Origin of the sequence: Roseomonas chloroacetimidivorans (assembly GCF_049629625.1) — a bacterium.
Taxonomy (GTDB): domain Bacteria; phylum Pseudomonadota; class Alphaproteobacteria; order Acetobacterales; family Acetobacteraceae; genus Roseomonas; species Roseomonas chloroacetimidivorans.
This window is the reverse complement of record NZ_JBNBZS010000047.1, coordinates 21,697-35,895: the sequence shown is the minus strand read 5'-3', so window position 1 is coordinate 35,895 and position 14,199 is coordinate 21,697. Positions and strand designations below refer to the sequence as shown.

Genomic DNA, 14,199 nt, shown 5'->3' with positions numbered 1-14,199 from the left:
GGAACCGCATTGAGCACCGCCTGTTCGCTTCCATCTCCCGGAACTGGCGTGGCAAGCCGCTGGTCAGCCATCAGGTCATCGTCCAACTGATCGGTGCCACGACCACCCAGACAGGCCTGACGGTGCGCTGCGAGCTCGACGCCAACCGCTATCCCAAGGGCATCAAGGTCACCAATGCGGAGATGGCCGCGCTCGCTATCGAGCGCGACCCGTTCCACGGCGAGTGGAACTACACCATCTCACCCACCCAGCAGCCACCTTGAAGCACTTATTCCGCGTCAGTTCCTTAGCCTCCTTCACCAAGAGCATGATCTCTGCATCCTGGACCGGCTCCGGTACGGGGGATGGTGCTTCCCCGAGGAGGTTCTTCAGACCGTCCGGCTCGAGGCCGCTGACATTCGTGACCCGGCTACGCTTCAGCGGGTGATGATCTCCTTCGAACCGGAGGTGGTGGTCCATCTGGCCGCCATCCACTACATCCCCGAATGTGAGGCGGATCCCGCACTCGCGGTTTCCACCAATGTCGATGGCACCTTGAACGTGCTGTTGGCATCACCAACGGGAGCGCGCTTTGTTTTTGCAAGTTCTGGAGCCGTCTACCGCCCGGAGGAGCGGCCGCATTCTGAGTTGAATGCGGAACTTTCGCCGAGCGACATCTACGGCCTGACGAAGCTCCACGGCGAGCACTACGTCCGCCAGGTCGCCTCAGCCCGGGGCCTGCAGGCCGTCATTGTACGACTTTTCAACGTGATCGGTCCCGGCGAGACCAATCCGCACCTTCTTCCGGAGATCGTCGCACAGCTAAAGGCCGGACGGGACACAATAGAGCTTGGCAATCTTAGCCCCAAGCGTGACTACGTCAGCGTACGTGATGCCGCCGCCGGTTTCCGGGCAGTTGCCTTGGGCCGCGAGCCCCAGCCTGGCGAGACCTGCGTCGTCAATCTCGGGACGTCATCGGCCTATTCGGTGATAGAAGTCGTCGAGAAGCTGCGCCGAATCTCGGGCCACGACTTTCGCATACGGCAGGCGGACAACCGTCTCAGGCGCGTGGACCGGCCGTATCTCGCAGCCGACACCCAGGAAATGGCAAGGCTGTTTGGGTGGGCCCCGCAATATACAATCGACGATGCCCTTGCCGACCTATGGTCGACGCCGGAGCTGGATGAGCCTCTGGTCGCAAGGTACCGGCACGGAGTACCATGATGCGGCGCGCCAGGGGCACAGAGCCGCTGCGGATCCTGGCCGCCATCGTAGCACCGCCGCACCTGCATGTGAGCGGCGCTGCGAGAGCGGCGGAGCAGTTGAGCGAAGCGCTCAGCCCGTACTGCGACATCACGGTAGCCAGCATGATGAGCGGATCTGAGGAGAGTGCACCTGTGCGGCACCTTCCTGTGCGCTGCTGGCTACCGCCGGTTATGCCATGGTCCCGCTTGCCCTTCCGTTACAGTACCTTGTTCTATCGCTCCGATCTGCCGCGCCTGGTGTCCGAGGGCGACTATGACCTTGTGCACCTGCACAACCCTATGCCGGCGATGGAGATGGAACGCGTCGCCCGAGCCTGCATCTCGAGCCGTACTCCCTACGTGATCTCGACGCACGGCTTCAATGAAATCGCCAACGGGTCCGCTGTCTACGGATTTGGCGCGGCTAAGCGCCTACTTTGGCAGCGGCTAGTTTTCAGCCCCGTCGCAAGGGCCGTTCGTCATGCGGACGGAATCTTCGCCCTTTCGCCCGCTGATGCCGAGATCGTCGCGGCGATGGGCTTTACTGGACCTGTGACGGTAGTCTCGAACGGCATCACAACTCCGCAGGCAGATGACGGGTGCCCGGATCGAGAGATCTTAATGCGCCTCGGCGTGCCGCCAGAGCGGCCGCCGGGTGAGCTCACCTGCATGTTCTTGGCAAATCACACCCCGAACAAGGGGCTGCCGCAACTATTTGAGGCCTTCGCCCGCTTGGATCGGCCGTTCTTGCTGATCGTTGGAGGCGAGCAGCGGGACGGAGTCGATTATCAGGGTGCGATCGATGCATGTAAGCCGGGCCGGCGCATCATAGTAACCGGGCGACTCAGCGACACCGAGGTCGGTGCCTTGTTCCGCCGGTCCGACCTGTTCGTGTTTCCGTCGCTCGCAGATACTCTGCCGCTTGTGGTGCTCGAGGCGATGGCGCACGGGCTGCCGGTGGTGGCCTCGCGGGTCGGAGGCATACCGTTTCAGATCGCGGGTGGCTGCGGCGTGCTAGTTCCTCCCGGAGATAGCCGAGCGCTGACAGCCGCGCTGAACGCGCTGGCGGATGACCCTCAACAACTGCTTCCGATGGGCAACCGGGCACGGCGGCGGGTGCTGGAGCTGTTCACCTGGGAACGCGCAGCCGATCAAGCCTTGTTGGGATACGCAAGAGCATTGCGCCTCACTGGCAGGCAGGCTGCCCATTGGCTTCCCTCCCTGGGAAGGCGCAATGCGCATTGAGGGAGAGCCCCGGCGCCCGCCTCCAGCATGAGCAAAGAGCGCGGTGGCGGGCGTCATCGCAAGAGCGTTAGCTGCGGCGCCAACCCGCCCACCGCCGCTGCCCGTTCCCGGACCATCGGCCGATATCTCGCATCCGCGTCAGTAGCCACTGCCAACCGTGTTTCAGGAGACCGCTCTATGATCGTGACCGTGGTGACGCCAACCCTCAACGGCATCGATTATCTGCCGGAGTGCATCGCCTCCGTTCGAAGGAACGAGACACACGGCATCCGGATCGAGCACGTGATCAAGGACGCCGGTAGTACGGACGGAACCGTCGAATTGGCGGAGGCCGAGGGCCTGCGCGTGCTGAAAGGCAAGGACCGCGGCATTTTCGATGCAATCAATAAGGGCTCGTTTGACTCCTCTGGGGAGCTTCTCGGTTTTCTGGGCGCCGATGACGTGATGCTCGATGGTGCCATGGAGAGCGTGGTGAGAGCTTATCAGGAGAGTGGCCGACGTTGGGTGGTCGGCGGCATCCGCTGGATTGACGAGCGCGGTCGTTATCTGGGGGAGCTCGCTGCGCCGCCGAGCTGGATGAGCACGCGCATGCATGTTTGTCTTGGATGGAACCCGATCATGCACATGGGAACCTACTTCTCCCGGGAGTTTTTTACCGAACTCGGCGGTTTCGATATCGCCTATCGGGATTCGGGTGATTACGAGATGTTCGCGCGGGCGCTCTCGGTTGCACCCTATGCGCGGTTGCCGCAGCCGGTGGCGTGCTTCCGGCGTACTGGACAGAACAACAGCGCGGTGAACTCCGTGCGTGCGGCGGGCGAGTGCCGGCGGGTTCTGGATAGTTTCGGCCCCCCTTCCGCGGCGGAGCGTCATCTCTGGCGATACGCGCTGAAGGCGTGGTTCAACTTAGCCAACCCGCAGTGGCTGATGCGGAAGGTGGCCGAACGTTCACGGCTTCGGCTGCGGCTGCAAGAGAAGGCATATTTCTAGCGACAGGAGGCGAGGGCCATCCAGTCGCCGCATACCGCCATGCAAGCCACATCAGATCTGCCGAGGCCTTTCCTGATGCCACAGCTAACTGCGGCGGCAGCGGAGGCTGACCTCGTCATGGGCGATCGGCTCTGGCCGTCGATACCATCGGGATGGATATTCGGCCGTTGGAAGGTTGGCGCCCGGGGCCGGGGATCGGCCGGCAGCGTACTGGGCTGAGCAGAACATGAAGGTCGAGCCATGGTCTACTACTTCCGAGAATCTTGTCTCGAATCAGCAACGTATGGTAGATGTGAGCGATGCTTCCGGACCGGAGTGCCCGGCATCGCTATGGGGTCCAGGGTTTCAGCGGCTTACGGAAGACTCTGCAACGGCCCTTGCCGTTGCAGGCCGTCATTCTCCGCTGACGGGCTTTCTGGTGCCCGGCGATGCGGCTCGGTCGGCTCGAGGAGAAGCGCCTGGTGCGTCTGCCCTATATCGCCGCGGCTGTGCTGTCCGTCCCCGTCGGGCATCTTTCCGCCCAGACAATCGGGCCAGAAGCGGTCGCCCGCGGCGTGACGATCGAGACCCGCCCACGATCTGATTATGAGGCGCTCGGCGTGAGGCTGGGAGGCTTCCGGCTGGACGGCGCCTTGGAGACTGGATTGGGCTTCAGCGACAACCTCGTACCTCAGGCGGAGCGCAAGCGCTCGGGGGTCTTCGTCGAGGAAGCCGTCCAGTTCGGGCTGAACAGCGACTGGACGCGCCATGCGGTCGGCATCACAGCCTCCCAGGCCACGCGGCAACATCTGCAGCACAGTGAGCTCAACTGGAATGACTACACGGTTGGGTTCGATGGCCGCTACGACATCGGCCGAGCCTCCTCCCTGGGCTTCCGGTACGACCATATTCGCGGCCACCTCGATGTGACGGATTTTGATGTCGAGCAAAGGGGAGCGACACGCCCCCTTCCGTTCGATACCGATCGCGCAAGGGTCACCGGCACCGCCGCGATCAATCGCCTTTCACTGACCGGCGCGCTGGAATACGCCCGCGTCCGCTATGAGGAGGAGGGCCGCCTGGCCCTGAACGACGGCATCTTCAACCGGGCACCGGCCAACGACCACGACCGGATCCTCGGGGAACTCGGGCTCGCCTATAGCTTCCTGCCGGGGCGGGCCGTGACGCTGACCACGCGGCTGACGGATATCAATTATCGGCAGGACGCCCGGACACGCGAGAACTCCTTCACCTGGGAGGTGCTGGGCGGCGTACGCTACGACCTGACTGGCCTCTGGTCCGTGCGCTTTTCGGCTGGCTACCGGCACCGGAATTACGAAGGGGCGGATCTTCCGAGTCTGTCCGGCCCGGCTTTCGAGGGGCAGGTCGTCTACCTTCCGTCGCAACTCACCACGGTCACTCTTTCGGCCAGCCGTACCATCGAGGAATCGATCCGCGCGGATAGCGTCAGCTTCATCCGCACGCAACTCCGCGTCTCTGCGGACCATGAATTCCGCCGCAACATTATCCTCAGCACGGAGGTGCGCGGGGAGCACCGAGAGTACCAGCAACCCCGTGAAACGGTGACCGACCTCGTCGCCATTATCGGGGCACGCTTTCTGATCAGCCGGAATCTCTCTCTCCTCGCCAGCTATCAGCGCTTCGAGCGCCTGCACGCGCCCAGGGGCCTCCGCGAGTACGACCAGAACCTGTTCCAGCTACGGCTGAGGATCGCGCTGTGAGGCCCCTTCCAGTCCGCCCTTCGCTGGAACTTCAGCCAGGGCGCAGCCACCCCACGGCCGTCCCGCTGCGTGCCAGCGCTTCTTCCAGTGTCCCACAAGAAAACGGCTCCGCCGCTAGACCGGAGGTCTCATGATCGCTCCGTCCCCTCATCGCGGGCCCGCCGGCCCTTATCTGAGACTGTGCCGGCGCCTCATCCTGGCCATGCCACTCCTCCTGGCACTCGCGAATTGCGCCGCTCCTGGTAGGGATCTTCCTCCGCTCGCTGACGGGCCGGCTGGTCCCTACCGTCTCGGGCCGGGCGATCAGGTGCGGGTCACGGTTTTCAATGATCCACGGCTGACCGGGGAGTTCCGGGTGACGGATACGGGATCGCTCGCCCTGCCTCTTGTCGGCACGGTACCTGCTGCCGGCCGCACGACCGCGGAGACGGAGCGCGCCGTCGAGGCAATCATGACTGAGCGTGGCCTCTTCACGCAGCCGCAGGTGGCAGTAGAGGTGCTGACATATCGTCCCGTCTTCGTGCTCGGCATGGTGGAACGCGGTGGACAGACGCCCTATCAGCCGGGGATGACGGTGCTCTCCGCCGTCGCTGTAATGGGCGGCTTTAATTACCGGGCCGTGACCGACTACGTCGCGGTCACCCGCATTGGCGAAGACGGGCGCGCCCAGGAATACCGGGCGGAGCGGAATGCCTTGCTCCGCCCCGGCGATGTGGTGAACGCCTTCGAACGCCGGTTCTGATGAGCCGGCAGAATCTCCGCGGCATGGCTCGGTTGGCTGCATTCGGCGTGCCGTTGACGCTGCTTCTTCCGGACCCGGCCGTCGCCGAGGCAGGCACTGCAGCGGGCCAGGCCGACCCGTGTCGGGCCGCCATCGCTGCGGCGGAAGCTGCCGAGCGCTTGCCGGCCGGCCTGCTTATGGCCATCGGGCTCGTCGAATCCGGGCGCCGGAATCCCGCTTCCGGCACGGTCTCGCCCTGGCCCTGGACGATCAACGCGGAGGGTACAGGCCGGTTCTTCGCGACGCGGGCGGAAGCAATTGCCGCCGTCGGCGAACTGCAAGCCCGCGGCGTCCGGCTCATCGATGTCGGCTGCATGCAGGTCAACCTGCACCACCATCCCGCGGCATTCTCCTCCACGGCTGATGCTTTTGACCCTTTGGTCAACGTCCGTTACGCGGCCCGCTTTCTCAGCCAGCTGAAGGCTGCAACGGGGCATTGGGCTACGGCCGTGGGCCGCTATCACTCTACCACGCCGGAGAGAGCCGAGTCGTACAGCGCGCGCGTGGCTGCGGTCTGGCCACAGCGAGGGGGGGCGATTGCCGTTGACCGCGGGCGCGAGCGGCTGGTGGAAAGCTGGGCTATGGCATCATCTCGGGACAGTCCTGCCAGGCGGGACACTGCCCTCCTCGCCCGCCCGAACGCGCCCCGGGACGCTATTGGCCAGATCGCAGCTGCCTGGTCGGGCATGCGGCCGACAGGCGCTTCCGGGCGATGGTCGGCGGGCGTGGCCTCCAGCCGCCTTCCCCCGGTACGATGGCGGCCTACTGAGGAGGCCAGCACGACACCGTGGGCTGGGCGGAAGCATTCCGGGTAGGTACGCCCCAGCCACGTTAGAAGCTCCGGCCGGAAAAGGCAGGCGCCCTGCCCCATGCGGGCAACGAGGCCAGTTGCCCAGCGGTCCTGAAGCCAATGGTTCGGCTTTCTGGCGACCGATCCGGTGCCTCCATAACGTGTCAGATGCTGCATGGGGCGGGCAGCCGCGCCTCAGGTAACTAGCTCCGCAATGGCCTGCCCTGGCAGCCCACTGACGAACTGGATCACCCGGCCTGATTACCCCTTTAGAAACGTAAACGACCCGCACCCGCCTCCCCCGGAATTTCCAGTCCTCTGCCCGAATGCCGCATTGAGGATAGGCCGACAGGCTGCCTTGATGGCCCTCATCTTCAACACGGCGGTTTGCTGGTCCTGAAGGACGCCCATGGCATCGGCAGCGGATTTTCAGGGAAGCACGCGGTTCCGGCTTCTAGGCGCGCTCTTGATCCTCGTGGTCTGCGACGGATCTTGCAGCCTCCTGCTGCCGCAACTCTCCTTTCTGAAATACGCCTTCTTTCTAGCGATTCTGGCGGTGGCGGCGGCGACGTTCCTGATCAATCTCTCGCTGACAACCTATCCGCTCTACCCTTTGGGATTCCTCGTGCTTTCGTTGGTCTCCATGGTCACTCTGGGCATCGGACAGGGTGAAGGAGAGCGGATTAGCTACTCATCCGCGCTATTCCCCATGATGCTCGTCGGTTTGGTTGCCTTCATTCCCGAAGATCAGAGCCGCCTCGATTTCGGCAGGACCCTCCGGTTCTTCGAAAAATTCTCCCTCATCTTCGTACTCATGCACGTCGCTGCCCAGGTGGTCTTCCTGTTCTGGAAGTTCACCTGGGAAGATTGGTTCACCATGACCATTCACGAGAACACGTTCTTCGCGATCTTCGCGCTGTGCCTCTCGGCGCTTCAACGACGCTGGCGCGTCTTCTGCGTTCTGAGCGGCCTGATCGTTCTTAGCCTCCTGCTGAGGCCATCATCATCCTTCATGGCCGGCCTCACGATTGGCTTGTGCATCGCATTCGGGTTCGTTCTGCAGAGACGCGCCCTGACCATGGCCGTCGGTAACCTCCTCCTGCTCGTATTGGTTCTCTTTCCCGTCATCTTCGTTACGATGCCGGATTTCACCGACCTGATCTACGGCATCGAACCAATGGTGAAGGAGGATCTGCTCGGATCGACCAGCAACAATCCGTTCCGAATGGTTGTCCTGAAGCTTGCAAGAGAAGCGATCCTGTCCACGCCTTGGGCTATTGGCCAAGGCTTCGTCGGAACGACCAACGTCAATGTTGGCCTTGTGATCGATGGGTGGACGGGTGGCGAGGATCCCGGAGTATTTCCCGCGACTGGCGGCCAGGCGCCCGTTCATTCCGATTTCCTGATCATGCTGTGGCAAGGCGGCGCACTCGGCTACGGGATCTTTGCGCTTAGCCTGCTTGGAGCCATTAGGCATCTGGGACGGTCTCTTGCCATTGCTGAAGCGGCAGGAGCCTGGGCAGCCGTCACTTTGTTGCAGTCCATCTATATCCTCATCCTCGTCTTCAGCATCTTCATCAGTTTCAATCCGGTCCTTCAGAAATACACCTTCTCCTACCTGTTCTGGTTCCCTCTGCTGATACTTGCCCTGGCCTGCAGAGAGATCCGGTTCTGGGGAGAGGAAAGAGTGAACCGCGGCTCGGCCGTTGCGATCAGGATGCATGACCATGAATAGCTCGGTGGCTCTTCCGGTGGATCCCGGCTCGGTGCGGATGCATCGGCCTCCAGCCGAAAACACCTACTACGTGCGAGACGCCATTACGGCGTTGCGCGAGCGCTGGCTGGCATTCGCACTGGTCTTCGTGCTCGTCTCGGGACCATCAATCTGGCTGGTCGCCTCACTGCGGCCGACCTATGTAGCGACAGCCCGTGTCCTCATCGAACCGAATGAGCGACTGCGGCTGAATGTTGAAAGCGCGGTCAGCGGCATCACCCTCGACAGCGAATCCGTCCGGAGCGAGGTGGAAGTCCTGAAATCACCCGATCTGGCGCAGCGTGTTCTTGAGCGACTCTCCCCAAAAGTCATTCAGGATCTCGGTTCCGAGCAGTCCGGCCTCTTCCAGCTTCTATCTTACGTGAAGCAGCAGTTTCTGCAGTCCGACAGGCAGGAAGCACCTGAAGCACCGCTCATCACCCGCTTCCTTCAGCGGGTGACTGTCACTCCGGTGGAACGCTCGCGCGTTATCACAGTAGCTTACCGTTCCTATGATCCGGAGATCGCTGCGGAGGTGGCGAACACGCTTGCGCACGAGTATATCGAGATTGCGCTGGATCTGAAGCGGGAGGGAACGCGCGAGACGGCCGACTGGCTGGCGAGACGCATGGCGGAGCTGCAAAGCTCGGTCGACACCACGGAGAGAGCCATCGAGGCGCACCGGGCACGATACGACCTGGTCCAGGGAGACGGAACGGGGCTGATCGCCGAACGTCTTACTCACGCCAACCTGGCCTTGTCGCAGGCGCGCACCCGCCTGGCGGATATCACTGCACGCTTGAGCCGCCTCACCAGCGACCCACCCGAGAGGTCAAGCGAAGTACTCAGCTCCTATGTCATCCAGCAGCTAAGAATCCAGGAGGCCGATCTGGAGAAGCAGGTTGCCGAGCTGGCCACGACCACCGGCAACGCATCGCCCACCATGATGGGGCGCCGGAATGCCCTGGCCCGTGTCCGGCAGTCGATCGCCGATGAAACCAGTCGGATCCGCGCCAGCCTGCAAAATGATGCCGAGGCAGCCCGGGCGCTGCAGCGCAGCCTGCAGCAGGAGGTTGACACGCTCACCCGGAGGCTTGGCGAACTGCGCACGGCGACAATCGGCCTGCGCGCCCTGGAGCGAGATGCAGATGCGACCCGCGCCATCTATGAGAATGTGTTGCTCCGAATCAAGGATGTGGTGGCCCAGGAGAGCTTCCTGCGGCGGGATGCCCGCATCATCGGCCTGGCGGTTCCGCCAACCAGCCCCGCGAGCCTAAGCCCGGCCATCCTAATGGCCGGCTGCCTGGCCGCAGGGCTGATCGCGGCCTCCTTCGTTGTCCGCATCCTCGTGCATTTCGAGCCGGGCTTCCGGCGGGTCCAGGACGTCGAGCGCGCGACGCGCGTCAGCGTCCTGTCGGCGATCCCCAAGATCAAGTTCGGCAAGGACAAGCAGGGTTTCGGTGGCCAGGCATATAGCGAGCAGCGAACCCGCTTCGCCGAATCCATCGACATGCTTCTTGGCCGGGTCATGATCGGAAAGTCCAGCAGCCGGGGAACTGTGGTTACGGTGAGTTCGTGCCTGGCAGGCGAGGGTAAGACCTATGTAAGCCTGGCGCTGGCGCATCTGGCAGCCCGTATCGGCTACAAATGCCTCATCATCGATGGAGACGTCCGCGCGCCACGGCTGACACGCTCGCTTGGCCTGCAGGCCAGCCCGGGCCTTTCCGATGTGCTCGACCAGACGCTGCAGCTGGACGATGTTGTGACCAAGGTCGGCGATTCGGGCCTCTGCTGCCTGGGTGTCGGCCGGTCGACACAGGTCATCCAGCGCCTGCTCGGCAGCGGTCCCTTCCGCTCGATGATCGACCAGCTTACACATGATTTCGATCTGGTGATTATCGACACCTCGCCCATTACCGTGGCGGCAGAACCAGAGGTTTTCGCTCAGGTCGCTGACCAGACCTTGCTCGTGGTCCAGTGGAACCGCACACCGCGGCACTTGGTACAGGACAGCATCGCGCGGCTCTCCAAGGCGACCTCCACGATCTCCGGTATCGTGCTTTCGCAGGTGAAGTCTCGGAGGAGCCTGGAAGTGTACGGCGACACCTAGCGCCAGCCACCCCCGCGTCGTGCAGTCGCATGGCATGCGGGATGTCACATCGGAACGGCGGCATCCGGCGCCTTTCAGCTTAAATCTGCACTTCAGGAGACCATTGTGGACATCCCGCTGGACCCCTCCATGAACGTCCCGGCGATCATCAGCGCCAGCCCGCCGGGCAGTGTCTTTCGCTTCGCGCCAGGGATCTATCGGACGGGCGGCATTGTTCCTCGAGATGGGCAGGTTCTCATCGGCGAAAGGGGCGCCGTGCTCAGCGGCGGTGTTGTGCTCGGTCAATGGAGACGGAGCGGCGCCACTTGGCGGGCGCGGCTTCCAGCATATGCGCTACCGCCAAGCGGCCCAATGGGCCCCGGCGCGGAACTCGGGGCTTATCGGGAGGATTTGTTCGTCGACGACACTCTCTACCGACGTGTCGCGTCGATCTACGAGGCAGGTCCCGGCACGTGGTTCTATGACGCTCAGACTCATGAGGCCGTGCTGGGCATCGTTCCCTCAGGCCGAAAAATCGAGATCAGTCGTGAGGTTCTGGCGATCGGTGGCAATGCACAGAACTTGTCGATTCGGGGCCTGACGATCGAGAAATACGCCACGGCACCACAGGAAGGCGCAGTCCATGGCCATAGTGGGAAGAATTGGAGGCTCAGTAACCTCGTTGTCCGCTGGAATCACGGATCCGGCCTTAACATTGGTGAGGGCTTCCTGGTGGAGGGCGGGCGTGTCTATCAGAATGGGCAACTAGGAATTGGCGGAGGGGCAGCACACGGCGCGATCATTCAAGGCGTGGAGATTTTTGGAAACAATTACGCCGGATATGACGTGTACTGGGAAGCCGGTGGCGTCAAGATTGCGGTCTCACGCGATGTTACGATGATCGGCAACTACGTGCACCACAATGACGGCGTCGGCCTGTGGGGCGACATCGACATGGTGGGAACCCGGTATGTTGGGAACCTGGTGGTGGAGAATACGCAAAGCGGCATCATGCATGAGATCTCCTATCGCGCCGTCATTGAAGGCAATGTGCTTCTGCGGAACGGACAGGCCGGCCGCGCACATCTCACACCCTCACAGATCCTGATTCAGAATGCGCAGGATGTTCACGCACGGTGCAATTATGTGGAGGTTGGCACCGGTGTCGGAAACGGGATTACGATGGTCTACGAGAACAGAGGCACTGGTATTTTGGGCCCCTGGGATACGCGGAACAACGTGATTTCCCATAATACAATTGTCCATCTGGACTCGGGCGGCATCAATGGCTTTACCACCAATGTCAACAAGGCGGTTGCGATCCGTTGGAGAAATACCTGGGAGAACAACGAGTACATCGTCAGAACTGCCTCGGGCCGGCACTGGGAGTTCGGAGCGGGGGTACGATCTTGGGCCGATGTGAACGAGCGCTCAGAGCGTGGCAGCAGGCTGATTGTGCAGCAGCGGACTGCCACGCCGGATCCGGGAACTGTGAAGGGCTTGGCAAGGGCGGGCTTGGACAGAAGGACCGCGCTGGAAGCTAGCGGTCGTAGGGAAACGGCCGGCACGGGGTGTGAGAGCACCACCGGTGACCGGGCGGCCGGAAGGATATCTAGCGCTTGCTGCCCCTGATCCTGGCCTTGGCGCAACTCCCGGAGCCGAGGAGCGGTGCCTCATGCGACAGGCGACCGCTTGCTTCAGGCGGCTGGATGAACGCACCTGCAAGCAGCTGTCATTCCAGGACGGTCTGAACCACCTCCACGGTACCGGCGGCAGTCTCGCCGATTGCTCGGGGGAACCATGAGCCGCAGGCGGCAGCTTGTTCTTCCCGCGCCACCGTTCCGACCAGGATCCTCACTGGCCCGGTGCCTGCCGGACGCTGCCGTCCAGCGTATCGCGCAGCACGCGCTGGCTCACGGTGCCGCCGGCCTCGATCAGGGCCGCGGGGGTGTCCGGGGCCATGCCGGCCGCGTACAAGCCCCTCCCGCAGCGCGGGCAGGGTGGTGACGCCCATATGGATGGCGAGCGCCTGGCCCGGCCGGACAAGGGCGGTGATGCCGAGATCGAGCCGGCCGTCCCGCGTATGGCCGGTGGCGAAGGTCACGGCGCCGGCATGGTCGCGGTGGGTCAGCGGTATACCGGTCGCGTGAGGAGCATATCGGATGGAGCCCAGCGCTCGTCGATGCACACCAGACGTGCCAGGTCGGGCTCCAACCTGCCCTCGTAACGGCGCTTGGCCCCGCCTCATGGCCTCCGGGCGGTCCTGCCCCGTGGCGTGCGCCGATTTTTCAGGGCATTCGGCCCTGCATCGAGAACCATTCCGGCGTGTTCACTCGGCCCGGAGAACGCCCTGAACACCCCCCCCTTTACCTCAGCGAAAGTGGCGCAGAGCTGGGGCTGAGCAGGATGCGACCAGTCCGTCTTGAAGGATGCGGGCCGTACACCCAGAAACAAGGCAAGGGGCGCCCGTATGGGGCCTGGCGGTCGGTGCCGGCGCTCGGCACCGCTCGTGTCCATGTTGCTTCGAGAGGAGGATGTGGAGATGAGGACCGAGCTCAATAGTAACCCCTTGTACCGGCGGGGCTTGAATTCCGGGCAGTGGCCGGGGCTGCTGCTTCACCCCCTGGCAGACGGGGCGAGGAAGACTTCACCGCCGCATGGCGCGGCGCGGTCGAATGACCGTGAAACCGGGCACGGACTCTCTGCTCCCCGCGGGGTCGCCTGATGTAACAAGACCGGGCGGCGCAGCCTGGCCGGTGCTGCCGCCCTTTCATGAGGAGATGACATCCATGAGCGGTGTGCTTACCGGCACCGCGCCCGCAGCCGCGTGCGCGGCGCCGGCCACGACATCACTTCATCAACAGGGGGAGCCGGCCCAGGGGCTGCGGCTGGTGTCATGCGCCCTGCCGGCAGGCGCGGTCGCACGGCTCACCAAACGCTGTGGTGCAACTGGCATGACGGGCGGAAAGCGCGCGGAGGAATGGATCCTGACATTCCCACCGCGCTGGCGTGGCCGCACCGACCCACTGACGGGTTGGTGGGGCGCCAGCGACCCCCTTGCAAGTCTGACACTTCGGTTCCCAAGCCGACGCGCAGCCGAGGACTACGCCCGACGCGAGGGATTGAGCCTCGAGGTTTGCGAGCCACGAACCGCCGACGCGTGCCACAGGGCCGCCGCCTTCGCTCCGGCCGACGACGTGGCAGTCCGGGCCGATCCGTCGCTGCCCTGGATCTGGGATGGGCGGTCGGCTTACACGGACATGACGGCGAAGAACTGCGATGACCATGATGCTGGGAAGGCGGACATCGACATCGCGCTGCTTGATCCGGCAGCGGTCTTCAAGGAGCCGATGAAGGTGGTGGCGGATCCGCGGCTGACACCGGAGCAGAAGCGCGAAATCCTGGCCCGCTGGGAGCATGACGCACGGCTGATCGAAGCCGCCCAGACCGAGGGCATGCCCGAAACGGGCGAGTCGTCCAGGCTGGAGGAAGTCCTGGCCGCGCAATACGCGCTGCGCGAGGTGAGCGTGGCGCGGGTTGCGCCGAGCCCGCGCCAGCTTCCCACACATATCCCAGCCGTGCCGGATCTGGCGCTCGCGGCCTGATC

The 14,199-nt window shown here is 63.6% G+C and carries 11 protein-coding genes; all 11 read left to right on the top strand.

From position 1 onward, the window contains the following. The coding region (locus tag ACO1BU_RS25345) for an ISAzo13-like element transposase-related protein (RefSeq protein WP_424138759.1) at window positions 1-263 on the top strand (263 nt) is incomplete at its 5' end. 7 nt (window positions 264-270) lie between these two features. Next, window positions 271-1,203, top strand: a complete 933-nt coding sequence (locus tag ACO1BU_RS25340; RefSeq protein WP_424138761.1) for an NAD-dependent epimerase/dehydratase family protein — start codon at window positions 271-273, stop codon at window positions 1,201-1,203. Continuing rightward, window positions 1,200-2,468, top strand: coding sequence for a glycosyltransferase family 4 protein (locus ACO1BU_RS25335; RefSeq protein WP_424138758.1), 1,269 nt, complete (start codon window positions 1,200-1,202; stop codon window positions 2,466-2,468). The genes ACO1BU_RS25340 and ACO1BU_RS25335 overlap by 4 nt, the downstream gene beginning before the upstream one ends. Window positions 2,469-2,645: 177 nt before the next feature. After that, window positions 2,646-3,458 carry a glycosyltransferase family 2 protein gene (locus ACO1BU_RS25330; protein ID WP_424138757.1) on the top strand — a complete coding sequence of 271 codons (813 nt, stop codon included), beginning with the start codon at window positions 2,646-2,648 and terminating at the stop codon, window positions 3,456-3,458. Between the two features lie 428 nt (window positions 3,459-3,886). Further along, on the top strand, window positions 3,887-5,179 hold the full coding sequence (locus ACO1BU_RS25325; RefSeq protein WP_424138756.1) for an outer membrane beta-barrel protein: 1,293 nt from the start codon (window positions 3,887-3,889) through the stop codon (window positions 5,177-5,179). A 130-nt stretch (window positions 5,180-5,309) separates the two neighbouring features. Next, window positions 5,310-5,921, top strand: a complete 612-nt coding sequence (locus ACO1BU_RS25320; RefSeq protein WP_424138755.1) for a polysaccharide biosynthesis/export family protein — start codon at window positions 5,310-5,312, stop codon at window positions 5,919-5,921. After that, window positions 5,921-6,775: a lytic transglycosylase domain-containing protein gene (locus ACO1BU_RS25315; RefSeq protein ID WP_424138754.1), complete on the top strand. Its 855-nt coding sequence runs from the start codon at window positions 5,921-5,923 to the stop codon at window positions 6,773-6,775. The genes ACO1BU_RS25320 and ACO1BU_RS25315 overlap by 1 nt, the downstream gene beginning before the upstream one ends. Window positions 6,776-7,159: 384 nt before the next feature. Continuing rightward, complete coding sequence (locus ACO1BU_RS25310; RefSeq protein ID WP_424138753.1) at window positions 7,160-8,485, top strand: hypothetical protein; 1,326 nt, start codon at window positions 7,160-7,162, stop codon at window positions 8,483-8,485. Beyond that, the gene (locus ACO1BU_RS25305) at window positions 8,478-10,613 is read left to right on the top strand and encodes a GumC family protein (RefSeq protein WP_424138752.1); all 2,136 of its coding nucleotides are present in this window, start codon (window positions 8,478-8,480) and stop codon (window positions 10,611-10,613) included. The genes ACO1BU_RS25310 and ACO1BU_RS25305 overlap by 8 nt, the downstream gene beginning before the upstream one ends. A 105-nt stretch (window positions 10,614-10,718) precedes the next feature. Continuing rightward, window positions 10,719-12,224 (top strand): right-handed parallel beta-helix repeat-containing protein, encoded by a 1,506-nt coding sequence (locus tag ACO1BU_RS25300; protein WP_424138751.1) that lies wholly within the window; start codon window positions 10,719-10,721, stop codon window positions 12,222-12,224. Between the two features lie 1,157 nt (window positions 12,225-13,381). Further along, complete coding sequence (locus ACO1BU_RS25295) at window positions 13,382-14,197, top strand: NADH dehydrogenase ubiquinone Fe-S protein 4 (RefSeq protein WP_424138750.1); 816 nt, start codon at window positions 13,382-13,384, stop codon at window positions 14,195-14,197. Window positions 14,198-14,199 lie beyond the last annotated feature (2 nt).